This is a genomic window from Variovorax sp. TLI9-5A, from assembly GCF_056867935.1.
In genome coordinates, this window is the sequence record NZ_CP200310.1 from 2,041,994 (window position 1) to 2,066,830 (window position 24,837).

At 67.3% G+C, this 24,837-nt stretch carries 18 protein-coding genes and 1 pseudogene; 11 read left to right on the forward strand and 8 right to left on the reverse strand.

Annotated elements, in window-relative coordinates:
• Positions 1–13 precede the first annotated feature (13 nt).
• Together AC1VNX_RS09965 and AC1VNX_RS09970 are read right to left on the reverse strand one after the other, a co-directional pair.
• The gene (locus AC1VNX_RS09965; RefSeq protein WP_483161923.1) at positions 14–3,913 is read right to left on the reverse strand and encodes a beta strand repeat-containing protein; all 3,900 of its coding nucleotides are present in this window, start codon (positions 3,911–3,913) and stop codon (positions 14–16) included.
• Positions 3,914–3,925: 12 nt separating this feature from the next.
• Positions 3,926–4,039: pseudogene (locus AC1VNX_RS09970) on the reverse strand (ESPR domain-containing protein); the annotation flags it as partial.
• A gap of 458 nt (positions 4,040–4,497) precedes the next feature.
• Here AC1VNX_RS09970 and AC1VNX_RS09975 point away from each other — a divergent pair.
• The 9 genes from AC1VNX_RS09975 to AC1VNX_RS10015 all read left to right on the forward strand — a co-directional run bounded on the left by AC1VNX_RS09975 (position 4,498) and on the right by AC1VNX_RS10015 (position 15,122).
• On the forward strand, positions 4,498–5,343 hold the full coding sequence (locus AC1VNX_RS09975; RefSeq protein WP_483156555.1) for a PASTA domain-containing protein: 846 nt from the start codon (positions 4,498–4,500) through the stop codon (positions 5,341–5,343).
• Between the two features lie 14 nt (positions 5,344–5,357).
• Positions 5,358–6,212 (forward strand): lysozyme inhibitor LprI family protein, encoded by an 855-nt coding sequence (locus tag AC1VNX_RS09980; protein ID WP_483156556.1) that lies wholly within the window; start codon positions 5,358–5,360, stop codon positions 6,210–6,212.
• Between the two features lie 141 nt (positions 6,213–6,353).
• Positions 6,354–7,361 (forward strand): DUF72 domain-containing protein, encoded by a 1,008-nt coding sequence (locus AC1VNX_RS09985; RefSeq protein WP_483156557.1) that lies wholly within the window; start codon positions 6,354–6,356, stop codon positions 7,359–7,361.
• Positions 7,362–7,423: 62 nt separating this feature from the next.
• Positions 7,424–8,557, forward strand: a complete 1,134-nt coding sequence (locus AC1VNX_RS09990) for a hypothetical protein (RefSeq protein ID WP_483156558.1) — start codon at positions 7,424–7,426, stop codon at positions 8,555–8,557.
• Positions 8,558–8,638: 81 nt separating this feature from the next.
• The gene (locus tag AC1VNX_RS09995) at positions 8,639–10,504 is read left to right on the forward strand and encodes a DUF1963 domain-containing protein (RefSeq protein ID WP_483156559.1); all 1,866 of its coding nucleotides are present in this window, start codon (positions 8,639–8,641) and stop codon (positions 10,502–10,504) included.
• A 164-nt stretch (positions 10,505–10,668) separates the two neighbouring features.
• On the forward strand, positions 10,669–11,634 hold the full coding sequence (locus AC1VNX_RS10000; RefSeq protein ID WP_483156560.1) for a glycosyltransferase family 2 protein: 966 nt from the start codon (positions 10,669–10,671) through the stop codon (positions 11,632–11,634).
• Positions 11,635–11,644: 10 nt separating this feature from the next.
• Positions 11,645–12,910, forward strand: coding sequence for a TCR/Tet family MFS transporter (locus tag AC1VNX_RS10005; protein ID WP_483156561.1), 1,266 nt, complete (start codon positions 11,645–11,647; stop codon positions 12,908–12,910).
• A 246-nt stretch (positions 12,911–13,156) separates the two neighbouring features.
• Complete coding sequence (locus tag AC1VNX_RS10010) at positions 13,157–13,579, forward strand: tripartite tricarboxylate transporter TctB family protein (RefSeq protein WP_483156562.1); 423 nt, start codon at positions 13,157–13,159, stop codon at positions 13,577–13,579.
• 16 nt (positions 13,580–13,595) lie between these two features.
• Positions 13,596–15,122 carry a tripartite tricarboxylate transporter permease gene (locus AC1VNX_RS10015; RefSeq protein WP_483156563.1) on the forward strand — a complete coding sequence of 509 codons (1,527 nt, stop codon included), beginning with the start codon at positions 13,596–13,598 and terminating at the stop codon, positions 15,120–15,122.
• A gap of 121 nt (positions 15,123–15,243) precedes the next feature.
• On the opposite strand, the gene AC1VNX_RS10020 is transcribed toward AC1VNX_RS10015, so the two are convergent.
• A complete protein-coding gene (locus tag AC1VNX_RS10020) occupies positions 15,244–16,149 on the reverse strand; it encodes an AraC family transcriptional regulator (protein ID WP_483156564.1) in 906 nt (301 codons plus the stop codon).
• Between the two features lie 115 nt (positions 16,150–16,264).
• On the opposite strand from AC1VNX_RS10020, the gene AC1VNX_RS10025 reads away from it, so the two are divergent.
• Together AC1VNX_RS10025 and AC1VNX_RS10030 are read left to right on the forward strand one after the other, a co-directional pair.
• The gene (locus AC1VNX_RS10025; RefSeq protein WP_483156565.1) at positions 16,265–17,014 is read left to right on the forward strand and encodes an SDR family oxidoreductase; all 750 of its coding nucleotides are present in this window, start codon (positions 16,265–16,267) and stop codon (positions 17,012–17,014) included.
• Positions 17,015–17,135: 121 nt separating this feature from the next.
• Complete coding sequence (locus AC1VNX_RS10030) at positions 17,136–19,265, forward strand: DNA/RNA non-specific endonuclease (RefSeq protein WP_483156566.1); 2,130 nt, start codon at positions 17,136–17,138, stop codon at positions 19,263–19,265.
• Between the two features lie 9 nt (positions 19,266–19,274).
• Here AC1VNX_RS10030 and AC1VNX_RS10035 read toward each other — a convergent pair whose 3' ends face one another.
• The 5 genes from AC1VNX_RS10035 to AC1VNX_RS10055 all read right to left on the reverse strand — a co-directional run bounded on the left by AC1VNX_RS10035 (position 19,275) and on the right by AC1VNX_RS10055 (position 24,808).
• Entirely contained in the window at positions 19,275–19,661 is a 387-nt protein-coding gene (locus AC1VNX_RS10035; RefSeq protein ID WP_483156567.1) for a hypothetical protein, read from the reverse strand.
• 124 nt (positions 19,662–19,785) lie between these two features.
• Entirely contained in the window at positions 19,786–21,138 is a 1,353-nt protein-coding gene (locus AC1VNX_RS10040; protein ID WP_483156568.1) for an MFS family transporter, read from the reverse strand.
• Positions 21,139–21,502: 364 nt separating this feature from the next.
• The gene (locus AC1VNX_RS10045) at positions 21,503–21,832 is read right to left on the reverse strand and encodes a hypothetical protein (RefSeq protein ID WP_483156569.1); all 330 of its coding nucleotides are present in this window, start codon (positions 21,830–21,832) and stop codon (positions 21,503–21,505) included.
• Positions 21,833–21,977: 145 nt separating this feature from the next.
• The gene (locus tag AC1VNX_RS10050; RefSeq protein ID WP_483156570.1) at positions 21,978–22,604 is read right to left on the reverse strand and encodes a response regulator transcription factor; all 627 of its coding nucleotides are present in this window, start codon (positions 22,602–22,604) and stop codon (positions 21,978–21,980) included.
• A complete protein-coding gene (locus AC1VNX_RS10055; protein ID WP_483156571.1) occupies positions 22,601–24,808 on the reverse strand; it encodes a sensor histidine kinase in 2,208 nt (735 codons plus the stop codon). Before AC1VNX_RS10055 ends, AC1VNX_RS10050 begins: the two co-directional genes overlap by 4 nt.
• Positions 24,809–24,837: the final 29 nt, after the last annotated feature.

The following is a 24,837-nucleotide window of genomic DNA, read 5'->3' on the forward strand; positions in this document are numbered from 1 at the left end:
TATCGCCTTCCCTTCAGTTGAAGACCCATTCCGCGCCGACGGTGGCGCCCACGCCGGCGCGGCTGGTGGCCACGCCGCCCGTGATGCTCCAGGCGTTGTTCTCCGAGGTGCGGCGGAAGCTCACGCCCACCGCGCTCTGGCCCTTGAAGGAACCCGCGCCGATGCGCATGACCGTCTTGCCCGGCACGTAGCTGCCGGGCATCTGCAGCGCCATGGCGGCGGCGACGCCGGCGTACGCGTTTTTCTCCACGCCGTCGAGGCGGTCGCCCAGCGCGTTGATGCGGTTGTTCAGGCCGGCGCTGGTCGCGTTGAGCTGGTTGACGTTGACGGCGTCGGTGCCCGCCACGCCCGGCGCCACGTTGTGCACCGTGACCGGCGCAGTGGCGTTGCTGCCGCCCATGGTCACGCTGTTGTAGTTGGTCGTGCCGTCCGCGTTGGTGTCGTACTTGACAGTCGACTGATCGATCACCGCCACCTGGCCCTGCACGCCCCGAAGCTGCGACACGTTGACTGCGTCGCTGTCGGCCGTGCCCGCCGCCACGCCGGTGATCTGGCGGAACTGGCCGCTGGCGGCATTGCCCACCGACACGGCCGCCAGCGTGCTGGTGGTCGCGCCGATGGCGATGCGCTGCGCGTCGGTCGCGGTGGGCGGCACGTAGCCGGCCACGCCCGCTGCGGTGGATGCCACCGAGCCCGCGCCCAGCGCCACGCCGCCTGCCTGCGTCACGCTGCTGCCGGCGCCCAGCGCCACGCCCTGCACCGCGGCGGCGGAAGACTGCGTGCCCAGCGCGATCGAATCGGCCAGGTGCGAGGTCGACCCTTGGCCGATCGCGATGCCGCCGGGCGCGCTCTGCTGCACCACGGCGCCGTTGCCGATGCCCACGCCGTTGTTGCCGTTGACCACCGTCTGCGGGCCGACCGCGACGGATTCCGCGCCGATGGCCAGCGAGTCGGCCGCCGTGGAGTTGGCGTGGAAGTACTGGATCGGCGTGACAGCGAAGGACTGCAGCGCGCCGCTGAGCTGGCGCACCGTCACGGCATCCTGCGCCTGCGTGCCGTCGGCGACGTTGGTGATCTGGCGGTAGGTGGTGGCGCTGCCGACGGAGAGCGCGCCCAGCAGCGTGCGGTCGGTCGTGTTGAATGGGATCAGCGAACTGCCCGCGGGGATGTTGCCGGTGCTGCCCGCGACCGCGCGGTCGGACACGGAGCCCGAGCCGAGTGCGATCCCGTTGTTGACGGTGGCGCTCGCATCCTTGCCCACGGCGACAGCGTCTGCACCTGTGGCGCCGTTGTTGTTTTCGTTGCCGCCGCCGGTGGACTGGACGCTGAAGTACCTGATCTTGTTGGCGGTGACCGTGCTGCTCAGGTTCTCGATCGACTGGTTGGTGAAGAAGAGCTGTGAACCGTTGACAGCATCGGTCGACGAGCCCGAGAGCCTGCCGGCCGCCACGTTGGTGATCGTGCGCTCGGCGCCGACCGAACCGACGCTGACCGTGCTCGTCGGCGCAGCGCCGGCGAAGTTGTAGGTCGTGCCGTTGATCACCGTGCTGGCCGTGCCGACGGCCACGTCCGTCACCGAGCCCGAGCCCAGCGCCACGGCACCGGCGTTGTTGGCCACCGCGTTGGGCCCGATGGCGACGGAATCCGTCCCCAGCGCCTTCGAGTCGGGCAGGACCGAGTTCGCGTGGAAGTACTTGATGCCCGCGCCGGCGTTGATGTTAGTGATGTCGGTCGTGTTCTGCGTGACCTGCAGGTTCGTGGCGTTCAGCTGCGAGCCGTTGACGGCGTCGGTCGAGGTATCGGAGAGCCTGCCGGCCGCCACGTTGGTGATCGTGCGCTCCGCGCCGACGGCGCCGATGCTGACCGTGCTGGTCGGCGCGGTGCCGGCGAACTTGTAGGTCGTGCCGCCGATCACCGCGTTGGGCGTGCCGACGGCCACGTCCGTCACCGAGCCGGAGCCCAGCGCCACGGCACTGGCGTTGTTGGCCACGGCGTTCGGGCCGATGGCGACGGATTCCGCTCCCACCGCCTGCGAGTCGGGCTGGGTCGATTTCGCGTGGAAGTACTTGATGCCCCCGCCGTCGTTGATATTGGTGATGTCGGCCGTGTTCTTCGTGACCTGCAGGTTCGTGGCGTTCAGCTGCGAGCCGTTGATGGCATCGGTCGAGGTGTCGGAAATCCGGCCGGCCGCCACGTTGGTGATCGTGCGTTCAGCGCCCACACTGCCCACGCTCACTGTGCTCGCCGGCGTGGTGCCTTTGAAGTTGTAGACCGTGCCGCCGATGGTCGCGCTCGGCGTTCCCACCGCCGTGGCGGTGACCGAGCCGGAGCCCAGCGCGACGTCGCCCGCGTTGGCCGCTGCCGTTGCCGCGTCGCCGACAGCCACATTGCCCGCCTTGCCGGCGGCACCGGCCGTGGATCCATTGCCCAATGCCACCGACCCCTGGCCGATCGCCTTGTTGCCATTGCCGATGGCGACCGCGCCATTGGCCTGGTTGGCGGCGGTGGCCGAGGCCGTGCCGTCGCTGTTGGCGATGTTGTCCGCGCCGCCGACGTACGCGCCAGTACCGCTCGCGAAGCTCGGATCGCCGATGGCCACGGCGCCATTGCCGTAGGCGGTGTTGCCGGAGCCGATGGACACGGCCTTGCCGCCGGTGGCGGTGGCGTTGGTGCCGATTGCAACCGCTTCGGCCGAGTCGGCCCGGGTATTGCTGCCGACCGCGATGGTGTTCAGGGCCGAGGCGCTGGACAGGCGGCCGACTGCGATCGCTTCCGTCTGCGTGGCGGACGACTCGCCGCCGACGGCGATGGCATTGGTTCCCGCAGCGTTGGCGCCTGCGGTCGCGTTGCCGCCAACCGCCACGGAACCGGTGCCAGTGGCGCGCACGGCGGTGGCGGCGGTGGTCCCGCCCGAGCCGAGCGCCGTGGCGTTGTCGGCAGCTGCGTTGGTCCGCGTACCGATCGAAAGTGCGTCGACGCCGGCCGCGCGGTTTGCGAGACCCATGGCGACGGCGCGAGTCTGCGATGCCTCCACGTCCGTGCCGACGGCGATGGCGCCCTCGGCCGTGGCGCCCGTTCCCGGCACCGTGCGCGAGCCAAGATTGATGGAATTGAGCTTGGATGCGATCGACTGGAAGCCGATCGCAATGGCATTCTGGGCGGCTGCGTTGGCGCTGTTGCCTTGCGCGATGGTATCGAGCGCGAGCGCATTTGCGCGGTATCCAAGGGCGACGCTGCGCAGCCCGGTCGCCTTCGTATTGAAGCCAATGGCGGTTGCGTATGTATCGCTCGCGGTCACGTCCGTGCCGATTCCGATCGCGCTCTCGCTCAGGGAGCCTGTCGCCGGGGCGGTGCGAGCGCCTAGATAAATGGAGTTGACTCCGGAGGACGTGGCTCCGGCACCAATAGACACACCATTAACTGCTGAACTCGCAGCGCCGCTACCCACAGCGACGACACCCGACGCTGCGGCATTTGCGCGTACACCCACGGCAACGCCGTCTCCAGTTGCTTTCGACTGCACGCCGATCCCGATGGACCCCGAGCCGTTGGAGGTGACATCCGTACCGATTGCGATCGAACTCTCGCCTAGCGCACCTGTCCCCGGGGCGGTGCGTGCGCCCAGGTAAAGAGCATTGACCGCAGAGGCTATGGCGCCGTAGCCGAGGGTCGTGGCATTCAGCCCTGTACTGGCAGCGTTGAAACCTATGGCAGTGGCTCCACCCGCGGTCGCCTCAGCCTGCTGACCCGCGCACGTCGCACTGCCGCTGTAGTAGTTGTAAGGCGCCGTGGTGCAAATCGCCGATTGCGCCTGCGCCATCGAGGCACCGCCGAGTCCGCCCAAGGCCAGCAGCGTACTCATGACTCCCGCGCGAAAGTGCCCCGAGGGGCGCAAGGTGAGCGCGAGGGGCATGGTGGCCACCCGGGTTCCGCTGCGTTTCCCTCCGGCGGAAGTGATCTCGGACGCCGCTACCCAGGCGCCGAGGGATTCGTTCCACAACGAACGATAAGTCTTGTTCATGAGCCCCGTCCCATCCATTCAAAGGCCATTGAATAGCCAAAAACCATTCAGGCTCCCTGTGCAATTTTTGAAATATTTTTTGCAAACAAATCTTATGAAATGGGATGGAGGTTGCAGCCTTTGCTGTCTCATTTTGGAGTCATTTTTTTGAATTGATTTGAAATTTAAATCAAGCCGAATGTCCAAATAGTAATATAAAGATACTCAATGAATTATATTTTACAATATTAATTATTTCGATTTATTAGATATAAGTTGTAATCTCTTTTTCAATATGGATGATTCTTGAAAAGAACATTGATTTTTCATTGGAAAGCCGATACTCCATGGTGCAGCGGCACGTCATGGGTACGATCAGGTACCGGAAAATGACAAATCTCGATGGACGCCGCGACTCATCGCGATAATCCCGGCCGATTCGAAACGGCGACGCCGTTCCAGGTCCTTTTCACCCATTCTTTTCCCGATCTCCCCTCATGTCTTCCCACCATTGCCTTCCTGCATTTAGGGCAACTGCCACTCTCGCGCTCAGCCTGGCGCTGGCCTTGCCCGCCACGGCTCAAACCGGTGCATCGGCGCCGCGCGTGCAGTCCGACCTGAAAGACATCCGCATGAAAGCGATCACCAGCCTGTCCAAGGCCGGCGGAAGCGCCAGCGACCGCGACGGCTGCCCCTGGCGGGTGGCAAAGCCGAAGTCGGCGGCGGCGAAACTGGTGGCGGCGCAGGGCTGGGCGGTGATGGCCGACGTGCCGCTGGGCCCCTATCGCGCCGTCAGCTTCGCCGGCCGGATGGAGCCCGGCACCAGCGGCACCTGCAACATCACCCAGGGCAATGTGGCGCTCTTCGACGGCGACAGGCTCTTCGCGCTGGCCTACGGCAAGTCGGCCGAGGACACCGCCATCGGCAACCTGACGCCGCTCGAAGGCGGCAGCGTGCGCGTGTGGGACGGCGACATCGTCGGCTCGCCGGTGGGCGATCTGCGCGTGGAGGCCGACGGCACCGTGCGGCTGGGCAGGCTGGCCGACGAGGAATCCGTCTGCCAGGGCCGTGCCAGCGTGCCGAACGTCTACGGCATGCCGATCGACAAGGCACGCAAGGCGCTAGCCGACAAGGGCTGGAAGCCCGTTCGCATCAAGCCCGACGGCGAATCGCGGCAGGCCGGCTTCATCAGGCGCGGCATCGTCGAGGTCGAGTCCTGCGCGGGAACGGGGCTTGCCTATTGCAGCTTCAGCTACAAGGCCGCGGCGGGCACGCTGTCGCTCGTTACCGCCGGCGAGAGCGCGCTTCCGGGCGTCGTGGGCTACGACGTCAAATGCCGCTGAACAGGATGATGAAGATGATCGAGACCGAGCGCCTCCCCCTGCACGCCGCCTGCATCGCCTTGCTGCTCGCCGGCGCAGGCTCCGCCCACGCCATCGACTGCAGGAAGGCCGGCAACCGCGTCGAGCACATGATCTGCGCCGATGCCAGGCTCAAGGCCGCCGACGCGGAAATGGGCAAGGCCTACGCCGCCCTCGTGCAGCAGGCCGGCAACGACGCCGACCTGCGCGCGATGCTGGTGCGCAGCCAGAAGCGCTGGATCGAAGCGCGCGACACGCGTTTCGACTCACCCATGGACTACCCCGGCGCGCCCGATGCCGCCGCATTGCCCCGCAACCTCCTGCAGGAAATGCGCCGCCGCACCCGCACGCTGGGCGAGCCCGGCAAGACCGACCGCGCCGTGCCGCGCCTGCTCGAGGCCGCGCAGGCGCAGCGCACGTTCCTCGCCCAGTTCACAGGCGGCCCGTTCGCGGGCTTCGCGACCTCGTGCGACTTCCTGCCCGGCGGCCAGCAGCTGAGCTACGGCTGCTTCAGCGACCGCAGCTACCAGCACCACGAGCGCGTCTGCACGCTGCGGGACGACTGGGCCAGCGGCGGTTACTACCAGACGCGGCTCGTCGGCAATGTCGTGCAGGGCCGGCTCCAGACCGTTGCGGCATGCGGCGACGGATCGGAAGGCGGCAGCCCGTGCCCCGAGGCGGATGGCAGCGGCAGGCCGGGTGCGCGCTGGAACCTCCAGCCAGGCATTGCGGCATCGACGCCGAAGGCTTCGCCCAAGCTCGATGCAGAAGCCGAACTCGATGCCGAGGACACCGGCTGGCTGCGTGCCTGCCTGACCGACGCGCGCTATCCGCAGGGCATGGCGCGCTGAGGCCAGATGCGGGCCGCGGAGGGCGTTTCGCGGCGCGCCTTGCCTGCGCACCTACATCGGCTGTCCTGCCGTTCCCACATCCAGCGCGACGGCAGCGCAAAAGCATGGGCTTCGGATCGAACACCGCTCCGGAGCACAGCCTTGCCGACATCGTCCACCCGCACCCACACCAGCAAGCGCTCGCCGGCGGCCAGCGGGCCGCGCGGAGACATCCGCATCGGAATCTCCGGCTGGCGCTATGCGCCGTGGCGCGGCCGCTTCTATCCCGCCGGGCTGGTACAGCGCAACGAGCTCTCCTTCGCCTCGCGCATGCTGCCCAGCATCGAACTCAACGGCTCGTTCTATTCGCTGCAGCGCCCCGAGTCGTACGAGGCGTGGCGCGACCAGACGCCCGACGGATTCGTGTTCGCGGTCAAGGGCTCGCACTACATCACGCACATGCTGCAGCTCAAGGACGTGCGCCCGGCGCTCGCCAACTTCTTCGCCTCGGGCGTGCTGGCGCTGGGCGCCAAGCTCGGCCCCATCCTCTGGCAGCTGCCGCCGAGCATGCGCTACGACCCGCAGCGCATCGACGCCTTCCTCTCGCTGCTGCCGGGCGGCGCCAAGGCCGCCGTCGCGCTGGCGCGCGAGCACGACGAGCGCATGGAGGGCCGGTCGTCGCTGAAGGCGCCGCGCGGTGTGCGCATCCGCCATGCGATCGAGGTGCGCAACCGCAGCTTTGCCGACCCCGATTTCATCGCCATGCTGCGCCGGCACGGCGTGGCCTTGGTGGTGGCCGACACGGCGGGCCGCTGGCCGCTGCTCGAAGACCTGACGGCCGATTTCGTCTACATCCGGCTGCACGGCGACAAGGAGCTCTACGCCAGCGGCTACGGCGATGCGGCGCTCGAGCGCTGGGCGCAGCGCATCGAGGCATGGAGCCGCGGCCGCCAGGTCGGCGATGCGCGGCTGGCCTCGGACGTCGCCGCCCGGCGGGGAAAACGCGATGTCTACTGCTACTTCGACAACGACATGAAGGTGCACGCGCCGTATGACGCTGCGCACCTGGCGAAGCGGCTGGGGCTTGCGACGGGCTTCGGGCCCGACGACACATCCACCATGGAGGCGGCGCCCGCCCCACCGAAGAAGAAGGCCCGCCGCCGGGCATGAGAGAGGAGTGCAGCCCGGCCGGATCGCCGTGTGATGCAGTCTTCTTCAACTACATTGCCCGCATGACCGCATCCATGCCGGGCGAAGCTCCCGTCTACCTCGAAGCCGCAGCGAGCGGCGAATTCATCGAACTGCACGAACACGACAACCGCCTGCGCGTGCGCACCGGCGCGATCGGCCGGCCCTGCCTGGTGCTGCACGCCGGCTTCGAGGCACCCGGCAAGGCGCGGGCCCATTGCAAGCGCCTGCTCGATGCCTGGCGCGCGCGCGGCTTCGTGGAGTGCCTGCCATCGGCGCGGGTGATCGAAGGCAGCGTGGCCGAGGCGCTGCATTGCGACGCACGCGTGCCGCATCCGCTGCTGGCCCCGTTCTTTCAGATCGACGGTGCCGACGAATTGCAGGGCCAGCCCCGGCGGCTGGCGCTGTTTCGCGGCGGCCTGCACTGGCATGGCGACTTCGACCTGGAGCGCATCGCCGAACTCGGCCTGTATGCGGGCGTCATCGTGGCCGGCGACGTGGACGTGGACGGCGTGTTCAGCCAGCTCACCCACACCTATCCGCGCCACGTGCTCGTGGGCGGCGACGTCCGTGCCGCCAGCTTCGGCCACGGCGACAGCCACATGCGCGTGCTCGGCGACGTGCGCGTGCACAACATCGTCTACGGCGAGTACAACGACGGCAGCCTGCGCATCGACGGCGCCGTGCATGGCCGCGCGTTCATCTCCGCCGACCATGCCATGCATGCCGAGGCCGGCTGCCACGCGCCGGTGTGCGACTGGAACAGCGGGCAGAACTGGTTCGATTGCCTCCACCCGGACCTGCTCGAGCCGGACGATCTGCAGGAGGGCGAACCCGGCGCCATGATTTCCCCCGCAGCCATCCGCGCCTTCATGCGCGAAGGCCGCGACCCGTTCCGCCCGGGCGCGCAGCCGGTGATGGACGACGCGCCCCAGGCCACGGCAGAACCTTCGCCGCTTCCACCGCTTCCACCGCTTTCACCGTCCTTTGCAGAGCGCCTGCACGAGTGCGTGGAGGCCGGCGACACCGAAGCGATCACGCGGCTGATCGAGGCCTGGCCGCAGCGCGACGAGGAATGGCGGCAGGCCCTGGCCGGCCGTCTCTTCGCGCCGAGCACCACGCCGCAGCAGCGTGCGCGGTTGAAGGTGTTGCAAGGCCAGGTCGTCTCCGGCACATGATCTTCGACCGCGACACCTACCGCCGCTTCTTCGACGGCTACTTCATCCGCGACTGCACCATCGGCTGCTAGGCTCTCACCCATGTCCAGCGACAAGTTCCAGATCGGCAAGTACGCTTTCGAGTTCGCGCCGGATACCCAGGTCGTCTTCGAGGACGGCGGCATGTCCTTCGATCTGAAGGCACGTCCCGTCGCCTTCGACAAGGCGCTGCATGCGCCGCCCTTCGATCCTGAGGGTTCCGACAATCCGGCGCCGGGGCACATCGCTCCTTCGTTCCGCTCCTCGACCTTTCACTTCCACGACAACCACGACACACCGCACCGGCGCGTGCGCTATCTGAAGAACCAGCCGACGCACGGGTTCTATCTCTGGGAGAAGGGCTTCGAGTACGGCACGCGCTTCTTCGGCGAGATCGACCTGCGGCCCGACCGCATCGAGATGCACGGCCTGCTGCGGCACGACTACGAGACGGACGAAGAGGGCATCGCGGTGGATGTGGTGTGGCACTGCGTGCCGAGGGAAGTGGAGCTCCGCCCGTACACCTACAGCAGCTTCGAAGAAGCGATGGCCGTTCCGCCCGAGCGCGTGCGTCGGCTGCTCATCGGCGAATGGGACGGCCGATGGAACGACGAACTGCTGCGCTTCACGCAGCTGGAGTTCCTGTCGCTTCAGCATTCATGGAACATCGGCGCGGCGGAATCGGCCACCGCGTTCCCGGAGTCCTTCGGCACCCTGACCCGGTTGCGTGAGCTGCACCTGCGCAGCCCCGTCTTCGCCCGCCTGCCGGAAAGCCTTGGCGCGCTCCAAGAGCTGGAGGTGCTTTCGCTCAAGCACTGCCGGATCGAGGCATTGCCCGACAGCATCGGCGAGCTCGCGCAGCTGCAACGACTGCTGCTGGACGGCAACCAACTCAAGACATTGCCCGAATCGGTAGGCCACCTGCCGGCCCTCGAGCTGCTGAGCATCAACCGCAATCCCTTCGAGTCGCTGCCGGCTTCGCTGCGGAACATCGCGAAGGTCGACATCGAGAGGAAGAACGAGGCGCTCTTCCGCGACATCCGCTATCGCCCCGACGTGGAGGTGGAGGCCGACAGAGAAGCCTTCATGGCACGCAGCAGCCCGCGGCATGCGGCGCTGCTCGGCGATGCCCTGGCGCGGCACGGCCTGGATGGCTATGAGGAGCCGCTGCGGCGCCACGCACGCCAGGCGCTGCGTCTGCGTACCACAGAGCCAGAGGACTACGCAAGGCCGGGCAGCACGCGCATCGGCGGCACGCCGGACCTGCCACCCGGCATCGACTACCCGGCCACCGATGGAAAGCTCTGGCGCTTCTACGCGCAGATCGATCTCGCGGACATCGCCGCGCTGCAGTCGTGGTTGCCGCGTACCGGCCGCCTCTACTTCTTCGGCGAGGGCCAGGAGGAGGGCGACGGCGTGCTCGTCCTGCATTCGCAAGCACATGCCGCCGAGCTGCGGCCTTATGCATGGCCGGAGGACGCGGAGTTCGCCGATGGCTTCGACGTGAGCGACGCTCATGAAGGCTGCAAGGTCCGCATCGACGCCACCGTGTCGCTGCCGAATCTCTACAACGACGGAGGAGGGCGCCTGACTGGTGAAGACGCCTCGCTGCTCGAGATCGACAGAGACGACAAGATGCAGCAAGCCTACTGGGCACTCGAGGCCGAGCTTGCCGGCGATGGAGCGCGCAAGAACGGCGCGCACCTGATGAACGCCCACGTGTTCACGCAGCACGAGAACCCGCAGGAGCAGGCCTCGCGCGAAAAGGGCGGCCTGCCGCAGGAGTGGGTCAATCTCCTCACGCTGGCCTCGGACGACAAGCCCGGCTTCTGCTTCTGGGATGCCGGTACTTTCACCTTCAGCATCCATGAGAAGGACCTGGCCCTGGGCGACTTCTCGCGTGTGCACTGGAGCCTGGAAAGCAGTTGAGTCCGCTTCGTTGGTGCGGACTAGAACTTTCGCAGTCCCGCTCGCGTTGTTCTTTCGCAATACCCGTATTCCGCCGTGCCGGATGGCGGATCGGCACGCATTCCGATACCTAGAATCGCGCCGGTCCGGGCATCCGCCCGGCTCCATCAACCGGAGAAACCGCGATGTCCTTTTCGTTCGGTGCCGTCGTCGTCACGTACTTCCCCACCGACGGGCAACTGACGAATCTCCATGCGCTTTCGAACTCGTGCCCGCGCATGTGCGTGGTCGACAACACGCCGGAGCCGGGCGACTGGCACGGCGCACTCGTCGATGCGGGAATCACCGTGCTGCACAACGGCAACCGCGGCGGCATCGCGGGCGCCTTCAACTGCGGCATCACCGAGCTCGAAGCGCAAGGCGCTGAGCTCTTCTTCCTGCTCGACCAGGATTCGGTGCTGCCCGCAGGTTACTTCGACGCAATGTGCCAAGCGGCGGAGATGGCACAGGGAAAGGCTTCCGGTGAAGGCAAGCAAGACGCCGCCTTCCTGATCGGCCCGCTCGTCCACGACACCAACCTCGACGCGCTGATCCCCCAATTCGGCCTGCGGGGCAAGCGCGTCTACCAGTTCGACCTGCGCAAGCCCTTCACCGAGCCGCTGGCGCGCTGCGCCTTCATGATCTCGTCGGGCTCGCTGATCTCGCGCGGGGCCTGGGCCAAGGTCGGCCGCTTCGACGAGCGCTACGTGATCGACCACGTCGACACCGACTACTGCATGCGCGCCCTGCGCAGCGATGTGCCGCTCTATCTCAATACGCAGGTGGTGCTGCGGCACCAGATCGGCGACCTCCAGGCGAAGTCGCTGTTCGGCTGGAAGATCCACGTCATCAACTATCCGGCCGTGCGGCGCTACTACATCTCGCGCAATGCGCTCGACCTCTCGCTGGCGCACATGCGTGCCTTTCCGGCGATCCTGTTCATCAACGTCTACACGCTCAAGCAGATCCTGCCCATGCTGATCTTCGAGCGCGACCGGCTCAGGAAGAGCATCGCGCTGCTGGTCGGCTGCTTCGACGGCCTGCTCGGCCGGCTCGGCGGCATCCGCGAAGTCCGCCCGCGCGTGGGCAAGTACCTGAGCCGCAGCGGTTGAGGTTGCCGCGATGAGCACGACCCTCCAGGCACCGCGCGTGCGCCGCGCAGCGCTCGCCTTCATCTTCGTCACGGTGCTGATCGACTTCCTTGCGTTCGGCCTGATCCTTCCGGGCCTGCCGCATCTGGTGGAGCGGCTGGCCGGCGGCAGCACCGCGACGGCGGCGTACTGGATCGCGGTGTTCGGCACCGCGTTCGCGGCCATCCAGTTCGTCTGCTCGCCGGTCCTGGGGGCTCTGTCCGACCGCTTCGGACGGCGACCTGTGATCCTGCTGTCGTGCCTCGGGCTGGCCGTCGACTTCGTGTTCATGGCCCTGGCCGACAGCCTGCCGTGGCTCTTCATCGGCCGCGTGGTGTCGGGCGTGTTCTCGGCCAGCCTCACCACCGCCAATGCCTACATCGCCGACGTGACGGCACCCGAAGACAGGGCCAGGAGCTACGGCATCGTGGGCGCGGCCTTCGGCGTGGGTCTGGTGCTCGGGCCTGTCATCGGCGGGCAGTTGAGCCACATCGATGCGCGCCTGCCGTTCTGGTTCGCGGCCGGGCTGACGATGCTCAACTTCTGCTACGGATGCTTCGTGCTGCCCGAATCGCTGCCGCCCGAGCAGCGCAGCCGGAAGCTCGACTGGTCGCATGCCAACCCGATCGGGTCGCTGATGCTGCTGAAGCGCTATCCGCAGGTGTTCGGCCTGGCGGCGGTGATCTTCCTTGTCAACCTCGCGCAGTACGTCTACCCCAGCGTGTTCGTGCTGTTCGCCGACTACCAGTTCCAGTGGAAGGAAGACACCGTGGGCTGGGTGCTCGGCCTGGTGGGCGTGCTCAGCGTGGTGGTCAACGCGCTGCTGATCGGGCCGGGCGTGAAGCGCTTCGGCGAGCGTCTCGCCTTGTTGTTCGGGTTGGGTTGCGGGGTGCTCGGCTTTGCCATCTACGGCGTCGCGGACGCGGCATGGGTCTTCCTGCTTGCGCTGCCGTTCGGCACCTTGCTGGCCTTTGCCGGGCCGGCGGCGCAGGCGCTGGTCACCCGGCAGGTCGATGCCGCGGAGCAGGGGCGCATCCAGGGCGCGCTGACGAGCCTCGTGTCGGTCGCGGGCATCATCGGCCCCGCGATGTTCGCCGGCAGCTTCGGCTACTTCATCGGCGCGGACGCGCCGGTGCGTCTGCCGGGTGCGCCGTTCTTCGTTGCAGCACTGTTCCTGTGCATCGGCGCGCTTGTCGCCTGGCGCTGCACGCGGCCGGCGGTGGCGGCCGCAGGCGAAGCGGTGGTCGAGCCAACCTGACCAACCTGACGGCGCGCCGGCTGCCGTCTCTTCGTATCGGGGACCGGTGCAGGCGGCCGCTCCCTCGTACGACTGTGCGATCGAGGGTACTCGCCGGCCTGCCCGTACGTAATTCCCCTTACGGCTGCGTCAGATTGCAATCAGTTTGGCGCCAGAGCATCGATGGGTCCGGATTCCGTCCGGATGGAGACGATCAGCCCCGGCTTGCCGGTGCCGGTGATTTCGAAACCCATCGCACAAGAAGAGATGAAAAACAGAACCCTTGTCAGAGGATTGTTCCTCATGGCGATAGCGCTGGCCTTCGGCCTGACTTCGCTTCGCTACCCCATCGGAGACTTGAGCCGCGCCGGCCCGGGTTTGTTCCCCGCCTTGATAAGTGCGATGCTGCTGGTGATCGCGGTGTCGACCGTGATCCGGTCGTTCTTCGTGGAGCGCGTGGAGCTGGAGTTCAACTTCAAGAACATCTCCCTGATCCTCGGCAGCCTCTGCGGCCTGGCCGTGATCTCCATGTACGTGAACATGATCGCCGGCATCATCTTCATGATCTTCTGCTCGGGCTTCGCCGCGTCGTCCTACTCCGTGATCCGCAACGTGAAGATCTCCGCCGGGCTGATCCTCATGGCGCTGGCCCTGCAGAAGCTGCTCGGCCTGAACCTGCCGCTGTACTGAGGAAAGACCGCACATCATGGACGTCCTCAACAACCTCGCGTTCGGGTTCTCGCATGCCCTGACCATGCAGAACCTGCTGTTCTGCGCCATCGGCTGCACGGTGGGCACGCTCGTCGGCCTGCTGCCCGGCCTCGGCCCGCTGGCCACCATCAGCCTGCTGCTGCCGCTGACCTATTCCATTCCCACCACCGGCGCGCTGATCATGCTGGCCGGCATCTACTACGGCGCGCAGTACGGCGACAGCGTCAGCGCCATCACGATGAAGATCCCGCATGCGAGCAGCATCGTGGCCTGCATCGACGGCTACGCGATGACGCTCAAGGGCCAGACGGGCCTGGCGCTCTTCACGGCGGGCTTCTCCAGCTTCATCGGCGGCACGGTCGCCATCCTGGTGCTGACTTTCCTGGCGCCGGTGCTCGGCGAAGTGGCCTTCCTGTTCGGCCCCGCCGACTACGTCGCGATGATGCTCGTGGGCTTCGTGTGCGTGAGCTTCGTGACCACAGGCAGCCTGCTCAACGGCCTGGCGATGTGCATGATCGGCGTGCTGCTCGGCACCATCGGCACCGACGTGAACAGCGGCATGCAGCGCTTCACGCTCGACCTGCCGTTCCTGGTCGACGGCGTGGGCATCGTGAGCATCGCGCTGGGCTGCTTCGGCATCGCCGAGATCACCAAGAACCTCGACTCGCGCGAGGAGCGCTCGCCCTTCAACGGCAAGATCAACCTGATCCCGACCTGGGCCGAGTTCAAGCGGATCATTCCTAGCGCCCTGCGCGGCAGCGTTGTCGGTTCCTTCCTGGGCATCCTGCCCGGCGGCGGCCCGACCATCGCCCAGTTCGCCGCCTACGCGATCGACAAGAAGGTCAGCAAGTACAAGCACGAGATCGGCACCGGCTGCATCGAAGGCGTGGCCGGCCAGGCCGCGGCCGACGAGGCCGCCGCGCGCACCAGCTTCATTCCGCTGATGAGCATCGGCATTCCCGAGAACGCCGTCATGGCGCTGATGCTGGCCGCCTTCATCATCAAGGGCATCCAGCCCGGCCCGAACATGATCGCCAGCCACCCCGAGCTCTTCTGGGGCCTGGTGGCCAGCATGTGGATCGGCAACGTGTTCCTGCTGGTGCTGAACGTGCCGCTGGTGCGCTACTGGCTGTCGGTGTTCAAGATTCCGTACGCAGTGCTGTTCCCGTCGATCCTGTTCTTCTGCTGCATCGGCACCTACAGCGTGAACAACAGCCTGGAAGACGTGTTCATCACCGCCGCCTTCGGCTTCATGGGCTACATGTTCATGCGGCTGGAGCTCGACGCGGCGCCGCTGATGCTGGGCTTCATCCTCGGCCCGATGCTGGAGGAGAACTTCCGCCGCGCGATGCTGCTGAGCCGCGGCAGCTTCGGCATCTTCGCCTCGCGGCCGATCAGCGGCTCGCTGCTGAGCCTGATCGGCGTGTTCATCGTGTGGCAGGTGGTCTCGTTCCTGATCAAGGTGCGCAAGAGCAAGGGCGCGGCCCTGCCGCCGCAGCCCGTGGCGGCGATGGAGAAATAAACAGGCCGAGCCAAGCCTGATTGCCGCTTCGGCGGCAAGCAATGAGAGACCGTGTTCGCCGCGTTGCCCGCCCAGGGTAGCGCGGCGAACCGCTTTTGGGCGGCGCCGTTCGCGCGCACCGTCAGTGCATGCGAGCGAACTTCCCCGGCGGCTGCCCCACATGACGGCTGAACGCCGTGCTGAAGGTGCTGGCCGAGCCGTAGCCCACCCGCTCGGCCACTTCCGCGATCGCCAGCTCGTCGCCGCGCAGAAGCTGCTTGGCCAGGGCCATGCGCCACGAGAGCAGGTATTCCATCGGAGGCATGCCGACGGCGCGGTTGAAGCGGTCGAAGAAGGCGGAGCGCGAAAGCGCGCTCTTGCGCGCCAGCTGCTCCATCGTCCAGCCGCGCGCGGGGTCCCCATGCATGTGGCGGAACGCGGCCGCGAGCCGCTTGTCCGCCAGGCCGCGCAGCAGACCGGGCGGCGCCTCTTCGCCGGAGGTGGTGCGCAGGGCTTCCACCAGCAGCACTTCCACGAGCCGGGTGAGCACCAGCTCGCGGCCCGGCTTGCGCTCCAGCGATTCCTCGCGCACCAGCTGGGTCAGCAGCGGCAGCTTCTGCGAACCCCGCACGTGCAGCACGGCGGGAAGCAGCGACACCAGCATCGCCGAATCGGGCGAGTCGAACTCGAAGTAGCCGCCCAGCATCCGCACCTCGGGCCGCCCGCCGCGCGTGCCGTGGCGTATCTCGCTGCCGCTCGTGTCAAGGGCCGCCTTGTGCGCGTCGATGGGCACCGGCGTGCCCGGCTCCAGGCTCGTCATCGTGAAGCCGGGCGTGGTGGGCAGCAGCACGAAGTCTCCCGCGGCGAGCGTCAGCGTTTCCTCTCCATCGACCGAAAGCAGGCAACTGCCTTCGAGCAGCGCGCAGAAGCTCGGCAGGCCGAACTGCGTGTAGCGCACGCCCCAGCGTCCGGCCCCGCTGATCACCTTGGAGAACACCGCTCGGGGCTTGAGCAGCGCGATCACCTGCGACAGCGGGTCGACGGCCATGGTTGGACTTTCGCAAACAAATGATGGACTAATGATTGTAGTTAGTCCGGCAGATCGAGCCTATCGTACGAGCTCCTTCCAACCGTTCATTCACTCATCCACGCAGAGGACCCCCATGAAGACTGTTCTGATCACCGGCTGCTCGTCCGGCTACGGCCTTGCCACCGCGCGCTATTTCCATGCCCAGGGCTGGAACGTCATCGCGACCATGCGCAAGCCGCAAGACGGGCTGTTCGAAGACTCGCCGCGCATGCGCGTGCTGGCGCTCGACGTGACCCGGCCCGAGAGCATCGCCGCAGCGCTCGACGCGGCCGGCCCTGTCGACGTGCTCGTCAACAACGCCGGCATCGGCCTGTTCGGTGCCTTCGAGGCCACGCCGATGGCAACGACGCGCGAACTCTTCGAGACCAACACCTTTGGCGTGATGGCCATGACGCAGGCTGTGCTGCCAGGCTTGCGCGAGCGCCGCAAGGGCGTGATCGTCAACGTGACCTCGAGCGCGACCCTCGCGCCCATGCCGCTGGTTGCCGTCTACACGGCGAGCAAGACGGCGATCGAAGGCTTCACCGCCTCGCTGGCTCACGAACTCAAGGCATTCGATGTCGCCGTGAAACTCGTCGAACCCGGCTACGCCCCCACGACGCGATTCACCGAGAACGGCGGCGAGCGCATGCAAGGCCTCGTCACCGAGCCGTATGCGCCCCTTGCGCAGTCGATCTTCGGCATGTTGACCCAGACCACGCAGCTGACCAAGGAGTCCGATGTCGCCGAGGCAGTCTGGCGCGCGGCCAACGACACGACGGGGCAACTGCGCTTCCCGGCGGGCGCCGATGCGGTCGCGCTGGCCAGGCAGGCTGCGGGCTGAAGTAGCCATTCATCGCGGCCAGGCTGTCATCCGGCTGACGCTGTCCGCCGGTTCAATGGCCCGCAGCCGCGCGCTTCGTCCGGACCGCGCGTCATGCTTTTCCACAGCAAGGGGGACTGCCGTGAACGAAGATGCGATCGACGCCTTCAAGGCCAGCCTGGAGCGCACCGCCGCCGAGCGCGAACAGGTGAGGAAACTGGTGGCCGAAGGCCGCTGGCGCGATGCAGAGCCCGACATCGACCGCTCGCGCGCCTATGCGGCGCGGCATCGCACGCTCATGGCGCGCAGCGGCGCGGAGTCCATCACTGGCGACACCGAGGACTTCCAGCGCGCCAGTTTCCTGTCGCAGGGCGCGATCACAGCCCGGGCCGTCGGCTACGTCGAGGTCAACTACGGAACCAAGGCGGAGGTCGGCACGGGCTTCATGGTCAGCCCCGGTCTCTTCATCACCAACCGCCACGTCATCGAAGACGAAGCTGCGGCGCGCGGCGCACAGGTGACCTTCTTCCGCGAGCTCGACGAGCGCGGCGTGCCCCGGCCCACCACGACCTTCCTGCTCGACCCCGACCGCTTCGCGCTGTTCTCGCCCGACGACCAGCTCGACTACGCGCTCGTCGCGCTGGGCCGCCGGCAGTCGGGGCTGGCCGAGGCGGCAGATCTCGGCTTCTGCGCGCTCTCGGACCAGCCCGACAAGCATGTGCTCGGGATGAACACGAACATCGTCCAGCACCCTTCCGGCTGGCCCAAGATGATCTCGGTGCGCAACAACATCCTGACGGCGCGCACCGACCGCACCTTGCTGTACGAGACCGACACGGAGCAGGGCTCCTCGGGCTCCCCGGTGTTCAACGACGACTGGCAGCTGGTGGCCCTGCATCACTGGGGAGAGCCCTTCATCGACCGCAGCGCACTCGGCGACAAGGTGCCGCAGAACGTGAACGAGGGCGTGCGCATCAGCGCCATCTACAGGGACCTTGCCAGCCGCATGGGCGCGCTGCCAGCCGAATGGCAGGCCTTGCTGCGCCAGGCGCTCGCGGCGGCGGCCAACGCCCCGGCCACGGGGAGCGACCGCCGGCTCTCGCCGCCCCGGCCCTCGGCACGGGAAGCCAGGGCCATAGCCATCACGAACCCAACCGCGGAGCAACAGACCATGGCCACCTCGAGCAGCGCTTTGCCTTCCAACTCCATCCGGCTGACCGTGCCCATCGAGCTGACGATCAGCATCGGGCAGGCGGTGCAGGCGCAGCCGGTGGTCGTCGTCGCGCAGTCTTCCGCGCTCGACACCGATGCCGGGCAGCCGAAGGTGCTGGCCCGCGGCGCCGAGGCCGTGCAGGTCGACCAGGACTATGCCAACCGCAACGGCTACGACTCGAGCTTCATTCCTGGCCTGGAGCTGCCGCTGCCCGATGCCTCCCGCGCGCTGGCCCGGCAGATCGCCCCGCTGCGGGCTGAAGAGCCCGACGCGGCCGCCGGCGAGCTGAAATACGAGCACTTCAGCCTGAAGCTCAACAAGTCCAAGCGCATCGCCGTCTTCACCGCGACCAACATCGACGGCGAAACCTACCTGGAAATCGACCGCAAGACCGGCCAGCCCAATGCCTCCGAAGGCGAGGTGTGGTTCAAGGACCCGCGCGTGAGCGCGAGCTTCGTGCTCGACCAGACCTTCTACTCGGCATGGTCGACCTACTTCGACCGCGGCCACCTGACGCGGCGCACCGACCCGACGTGGGGCTCCGCCGAAGACGCCTCGCGCGCCAATGCAGACACCTTCCACTTCACCAACTGCTCGCCGCAGCATTTCAGGTTCAACCAGAGCGCGCGCTACTGGCAGGGGCTGGAGCGCTACGTGCTGGAAAACGGCACGCTTGCCGGCGACGTGAGGCGCAGGCTGGCCGTGTTCCAGGGGCCGATCTTCGACGACAAGATCGACCTGTGGGCCGACGACGTGCAGATCCCGTCGTCGTTCTTCAAGATCGTGGTGTGGAAGGGGCAGGCAGGCCCCAAGGCCGTGGGGCTGGTGGCCGATCAGTCGAAGCTGCTGTCGGAACCCCGGCGCAGCCTCGGCACGCCGCAGGCGCTGGCTTCGGTGGACGTGAACCAGTGGCGCGTGCCCATCACCAGGATCGAGGCGCAGACGGGGCTGGACTTCGGCGAGCTGATCCGCTCGGCCGACACCATCGCCAGTGCCGATCAGCCGCGCGTGGGCGAGGGGCTGGTGCTCGTCACGAGCTTCGAGAGCATCAAGCTCTGACGGCCGGCTTCAGCCTGCCGCAGTTGCAGTTGCAGTTGCAGGCGAGGCGCCGGACTCGCACTGCAGCGCGCTGTCTGTGCTGGGGATGGGGGCGGTGAGGATCTGGGCCAGCCAGTGATCGAGCGTGTCGCCCGGCGGCGGCGCCGGGCGATGCTCGCGGGGCGATGCTTCCGCGGCGCCCGCGGTGCCGCGCGTGATGGGCCCCACCTCGTCGGGAAACCATCTGAAGATGCTGACCTGGCTCTTGTAGCCGTCACCCGGGCGCACGAACAGAAAACCCTGCTGTGCGTTGCCCTCCGCGTCGACCGGAACACCGGCGGCACGCAGGGCCGTGACCCTCGCGCCGGTTTCCATGTCGCACGGCAGCTTCAAGGTAATGGTTGCGTTGTGGACCATCCGTCTCACCATGTTCGTACCCTCATGCTTTCTTGCGGCTCGCTGACTCGAAAAGCTTTCCCAGGGGCCCCGCGTTTTTTTATGAGGGAGGCGCGGGCCTCCCGGAATTTCATTGCGGTACTGCTTACTTGTCGTGATGCAGGTACGTCGCCTGCTTCGGCAGCAGCAGGCTCACGGTGAAGGCCACGACCATCATGGCCGTCACGTACCAGTAGAAGTACGACTCGTGCCCGATCGACTTCAGGCCCAGCGCCACATACTCGGCGCTGCCGCCGAAGATCGCGTTGCCCACCGCGTAGGAGAGGCCCACGCCCAGCGCGCGGATCTCGGGCGGGAACATCTCCGCCTTCACGATGCCGCTGATCGAGGTGTAGAAGCTCACCACCGCCAGCGCGAGGGTAATGAGCGCGCCGGCCACCAGCGGGCTGCCGACGTTCTGCAGGTTGCTCAGCACCGGCACTGTCATCAGCGCACCCAGCGCGCCGAACAGCAGCATGTTGCTGCGGCGGCCGATGCGGTCCGACAGCGCGCCGAACAGCGGCTGCATGCACATGTAGATGAACAGGCAAGCCGTCATCACGTTGCTGGCGGTCTTGATCGACATGCCGGCCGAGTTCACCAGGTACTTCTGCATGTACGTGGTGAAGGTGTAGAAGATCAGCGAGCCGCCGGCCGTGTAGCCCAGCACCACGAAGAAGGCGCGCTTGTGGTGGGTGAACAGCTCGCGCATCGTGCCCGCGCCCTTGGCGGCACGGGTCTTGTTGCTGGCCGTCTCGGTCAGCGTGCGGCGCAGCATGAGTGCCACAACGGCCGCCACGGCGCCGAGCACGAAGGGAATGCGCCAGCCCCAGGCCTTGAGCTCGGCTTCGTCGAGCACCTGCTGCAGCACCACCACGACCACCACCGCGAGCAGCTGGCCGCCGATCAGCGTGACGTACTGGAACGACGAGAAGAAGCCGCGCTGGCCGCGCATGGCCACTTCGCTCATGTAGGTGGCGGTGGTGCCGTATTCACCACCCACCGACAGACCCTGCAGCAGCCGCGCCAGCAGCAGCAGCGCCGGAGCGGCAGCGCCGATCTGCGCATAGGTGGGCAGGCAGGCGATGACCAGCGAGCCCACGCACATCATGACCACCGAGGTCACCATCGAAGTCTTGCGGCCCTTGCGGTCGGCGATGCGGCCGAACAGCCAGCCGCCGATCGGGCGCATCAGGAAGCCTGCGGCGAACACGCCTGCGGTGTTCAGCAACTGGACGGTCGGGTCCGACTTGGGGAAGAAGGCCGGCGCGAAGTAGATGGCGCAGAAGGCGTAGACGTAGAAGTCGAACCATTCCACCAGGTTGCCGGACGAGGCGGCGAAGATGGCGAAGATGCGCTTGCGCTTTTCCTCGAAGGTGTATGGCGTGTTGTTGTTGGCGGTGGCGGGTGCCGCGTCGGGGCTGGAAGCGCCGGCGGCCGCGCTTGCGATGGCGGTCATGAAAAGGGGTCCTTGTCTCTGGCTGCGGCCCGCGGCGTAAGAAGAAAAGGCACGCGGGGGCCGTTGCGGCGAGTCTGTCCCGCCACTGCAGCGCTGTCGTCCGTAACCGGCCGTTAGCCGTCTACGTATCGGTACGCAAGGGTAAACACCTAGAGCGACGGTGTTCAGATACGGTGGGGCGGATCGCGTGAAGCGCTGTTCAGAAAGAAATCCGCTTCCGGCCTGCAGCCTCTATCCCTCATGGAACAGCAGAGTGTCAGCGGCATCCGCTTGCGTCAGGCGGTTCAGGATCGGCCCTCCACTTTTCGGAATCGACAAACGCCACGAGGCCGTCCCCCAGCGCCCGCGAGTTCGCCGGGAAATGTCAGCTCTTGCCGTCAGCCCGGTTCCGCTTCAGCCGGCGAATCTCGGCGAGCTGGAGCCTGAAGGCATCTACCGCTTCCTTGGCCTTGGGCTCCCAGGTGTCGGTCTTCATGTGCGCGAGAACTGCCTCCAGCGCATCGCCGAGTTGTCCGATCTGCCGGCCGTAGCTTCCGACGTCGTCCAGGATCTGCTGCTCCAGAGCAGGGTCCGACGACTTGCCCATATTGATGTTGATGAACCCGAGCTGTCCATTGGCAATCTTGGTGAACCAGGTCCAGGGATTGATTTCCTGGCGCACGTTGCCGGATAGCGGCAAGTAGAAATTCGGCATGGGGGTCCTCCTGCGCAACGCGACCGGCTGCGGCTATGAGGTCAAGCAAGAAGCTCGCCGAGCCGATTCCGGGCCTGTCATGGGCTTGCGCATTGGCTCGCCGAGGACTGCGCCTGCGTCCCGGTTCGACGGATCCTTCAAGGCGCTACAGCGCATGCTCCCGCAGAAACCGGTCCAGCTGATGGCTGTTCGCCAGCCCCAGCTTCGCGAACACGTGCGCCCGGTGCGTTTCCACCGTGCGCTGCTCCAGCGGGGCGAGTTCCTGCGCGATCTGCTTGTTGGGCTTGCCCTCGGCGACCAGACGGGCGATCTGCATCTCGCGCGGGGTGAGCTTGTCCCAAAGCGCCTGCGCGGCCTGGCGGGCCTGGCGGCGGGTGGCGATCTCGCCGGCCTGCTGCAGGGCGCGGGCGATGCTGTCGAGCAGGCGCTCGTCGTTGCAGGGTTTCTCGAGCCAGCCGAAGGCGCCGTTCTGCACGGCTTCCACGGCCATGGGGATGTCGCCGTGGCCCGAAAGGAAGATGACCACCAGCGGGCTGTCCTGCGTGCGCAGCGTGTCGAACACCTGCAGTCCGCTCATGCCTTCCATGCGCAGGTCCATGATCACGCAGCCGGCGCGCTGCAGGTCGGTGCCTTCGAGGAAGGCCTCGCCCGAGGCGAAGGTCTGCACCGCATAGCCGCGCGACAGCAGCAGCAGCCCGAGCGAGCGGCGCACGGCCTCGTCGTCGTCCACGACGCACAGGTTGTTGGCGGGAGCGGCGTTGTTGTTGGTCATGGCGGCGGCGATATTTCCAGCTCGAGGGTGAAGACTGTGCCACCGCCTGGGCGGTCGGCAAATGTGAGGCGGCCCCTGTGCGCCTCGACGATGGTGCGGCAGATGTTCAGGCCCAGCCCGAGCCCGCCGGTCTTGGTGGTGAAGAAGGGCGAGAACACCTGCTCGGCCACGGCTGCGTCGATGCCCGGGCCCCGGTCGGCCACGTGGATGTGCATGCGGCCTTCCTTCAGCTCGGCCTCGATCTCCACCAGCCGCTGCTCCGGCGGCACGGCCTGCATGGCGTGCAGGCTGTTCGACAGCAGGTTGAGCAGCACCTGCTCCAGCAGCACGCGGTCGCCGCGCACCTCGGGCAGGCCGGCCGGAATGCGAAGCTCGGCGCGTGCCTGGCGCATGCGGATCTCGCCCTGCAGCAGCGCGATGGCGTTGCCGGCCAGCGCGGCCACCGAGCAGTCCTCGATGCCCACGGTGCGCTGCCGCACGAAGCCGCGGATGCGCCGCACGATCTCGGCGCTGCGCTGGGCCTGCGTCACGGCCTCGTCGAGGCTGCTCACGAGCAGCCGCTGGTTGCCCTGCTCGGCGAAGGCCTTGGCGGCGCTCGCGAAATTGCTCAGCGCCATCAGCGGCTGGTTGAGTTCGTGGGCCAGTGTGGAGGCCATCTCGCCGAGGCTGGCCAGGCGCTGGGCGTGCTGCAGCTGCTCGTCGTTCTGGCGCTGGCGCAGTTCGGCGCGCTTCTGCTCGGTGATGTCCACCACCGAGCTCATCCAGCCGCTGTGCTTGCCGTCGGCGTCGATCAGCGCGGCGGTGTAGACCATGGTGATGACCTCGTGCCCGTCGCGGTGCCGCAGGCGCGACTCGAAGCCCGAGCGCACGGGCTGGCCGCTCATCATCGCGTCGTAGTGGCGCCAGTGCTGCGTCACGTCGTTCGGGTGCCAGTAGGGGTAGGGCGGCAGCTTGCCCAGCAGCTCGTCGGCGCCGTAGCCGGTCATCTCGCAGAAGGCCGGGTTCACGTAGATGATGCGGCCCTCGAGGTCGCGGGCGCGCATGCCCACCAGCAGAGAGTCTTCCATCGCCTTGCGGAAGGCGTGGGCCTCGTCGAGTTCGTGGGTGCGCTCGCGCACGCGCAGCTCCAGCACGCGGCGCGCGTCGCGCTGCTCGGCGAAGCGGCGTTCGCGCAGCTGCCAGTAGAGGCCGGCCAGCAGCAGCACGACAGCGCACAGCAGGCCAAGCATCCAGGCACGCTCTCGTGCGTTGGCGACTTCCGCGTGGTCGGTCATTACGGTCAGCGTCCAGCCGAGATCGGGCAGGCGCTCGTCCACCGCGAGGTACTGGCGCGGCCGGCCGCCGATGTCGGTGCGCACCTGATAGCCGAGCTCGCCTTCCTCGCGCTCCACCTTCCATGGCAGCGCCGCGAAGCTGGTGCGCGTGCCGTACTGCTGGTCGCGCCGCATGCCTTCGAGTTCTGAGGCCAGCAGGGGGCGCGAGGAGCGGTACATCCACGCGGGAACCGAACTCAGGAACACCACGCCGCGCGCGTCGGTCAGCAGGATGGGGTCGCGCACGAAGGTCCAGGTTTCCTGCACCTGGCGCAGGCTGACCTTGACCGTCACCACGCCCCGTATCTCGCCGCCTTCGCCGCGCACCGGCGAGGAGATGAAGAGCCCCGGCTCGCCGGTGGTCTGCCCTACGCCATAGAACAGGCCGTTGCGCCCCGCGCGTGCGTCGATGAAGTAGGGCCGGTTGGCATACGACTGGCCGACGAAGCTCTGCGGCGTCGCCCAGTTGCTGGCCGCCAGCGTGAGGCCCTGCAGGTCGATCAGGTAGAGCACGTCCGACCCGGCCTGCCGGTTCACCCGCTCGATGTACAGGTTGGCGCGCTGCTTGGCGGCCGCGTCATTGGGTTTGGCCAGCGCTGCCAGCACGTCGGGGTGCAGGCCGGCGGTGAAGGGCAGGTAGCTGTACTTGCCGGCGGCATCGCGCAGGCCGAGCACGTGCACTTCCATGGCGCGGCGTATCGAGTCGGCCTGGAAGTTCGCCTCGCGGTTCGCGGCCCACTGGCCCGCGAGGCCGATCAGCAGCAGGGCCAGCGCGCATGCGGCCACCCAGGCGGCCACGGTGCGATGCCGGCGACGCTGGCGGGCCGGGGAGGGCGCCGACGTGGTCTGCGTCGGGCCGGGAACGGGAGGTGAGATGGAGGTGGGCGGCATGGAAGGGCGGGGCCGACCGGCGGCGGGAG

What these genes read in the sequence shown, in the direction of transcription:
- AC1VNX_RS10035 (WP_483156567.1), bottom strand. Translation starts at nt 19,661, where the DNA reads ATGGTCCACAACGCAACCATTACCTTGAAGCTGCCGTGCGACATGGAA.
- AC1VNX_RS10015 (WP_483156563.1), top strand. Translation starts at nt 13,596, where the DNA reads ATGGACGTCCTCAACAACCTCGCGTTCGGGTTCTCGCATGCCCTGACC.
- AC1VNX_RS09975 (WP_483156555.1), top strand. Translation starts at nt 4,498, where the DNA reads ATGTCTTCCCACCATTGCCTTCCTGCATTTAGGGCAACTGCCACTCTC.
- AC1VNX_RS09990 (WP_483156558.1), top strand. Translation starts at nt 7,424, where the DNA reads ATGACCGCATCCATGCCGGGCGAAGCTCCCGTCTACCTCGAAGCCGCA.
- AC1VNX_RS10040 (WP_483156568.1), bottom strand. Translation starts at nt 21,138, where the DNA reads ATGACCGCCATCGCAAGCGCGGCCGCCGGCGCTTCCAGCCCCGACGCG.
- AC1VNX_RS10020 (WP_483156564.1), bottom strand. Translation starts at nt 16,149, where the DNA reads ATGGCCGTCGACCCGCTGTCGCAGGTGATCGCGCTGCTCAAGCCCCGA.
- AC1VNX_RS09980 (WP_483156556.1), top strand. Translation starts at nt 5,358, where the DNA reads ATGATCGAGACCGAGCGCCTCCCCCTGCACGCCGCCTGCATCGCCTTG.
- AC1VNX_RS09995 (WP_483156559.1), top strand. Translation starts at nt 8,639, where the DNA reads ATGTCCAGCGACAAGTTCCAGATCGGCAAGTACGCTTTCGAGTTCGCG.
- AC1VNX_RS10000 (WP_483156560.1), top strand. Translation starts at nt 10,669, where the DNA reads ATGTCCTTTTCGTTCGGTGCCGTCGTCGTCACGTACTTCCCCACCGAC.
- AC1VNX_RS10045 (WP_483156569.1), bottom strand. Translation starts at nt 21,832, where the DNA reads ATGCCGAATTTCTACTTGCCGCTATCCGGCAACGTGCGCCAGGAAATC.
- AC1VNX_RS10005 (WP_483156561.1), top strand. Translation starts at nt 11,645, where the DNA reads ATGAGCACGACCCTCCAGGCACCGCGCGTGCGCCGCGCAGCGCTCGCC.
- AC1VNX_RS10055 (WP_483156571.1), bottom strand. Translation starts at nt 24,808, where the DNA reads ATGCCGCCCACCTCCATCTCACCTCCCGTTCCCGGCCCGACGCAGACC.
- AC1VNX_RS10050 (WP_483156570.1), bottom strand. Translation starts at nt 22,604, where the DNA reads ATGACCAACAACAACGCCGCTCCCGCCAACAACCTGTGCGTCGTGGAC.
- AC1VNX_RS10025 (WP_483156565.1), top strand. Translation starts at nt 16,265, where the DNA reads ATGAAGACTGTTCTGATCACCGGCTGCTCGTCCGGCTACGGCCTTGCC.
- AC1VNX_RS10010 (WP_483156562.1), top strand. Translation starts at nt 13,157, where the DNA reads ATGAAAAACAGAACCCTTGTCAGAGGATTGTTCCTCATGGCGATAGCG.
- AC1VNX_RS09965 (WP_483161923.1), bottom strand. Translation starts at nt 3,913, where the DNA reads ATGCCCCTCGCGCTCACCTTGCGCCCCTCGGGGCACTTTCGCGCGGGA.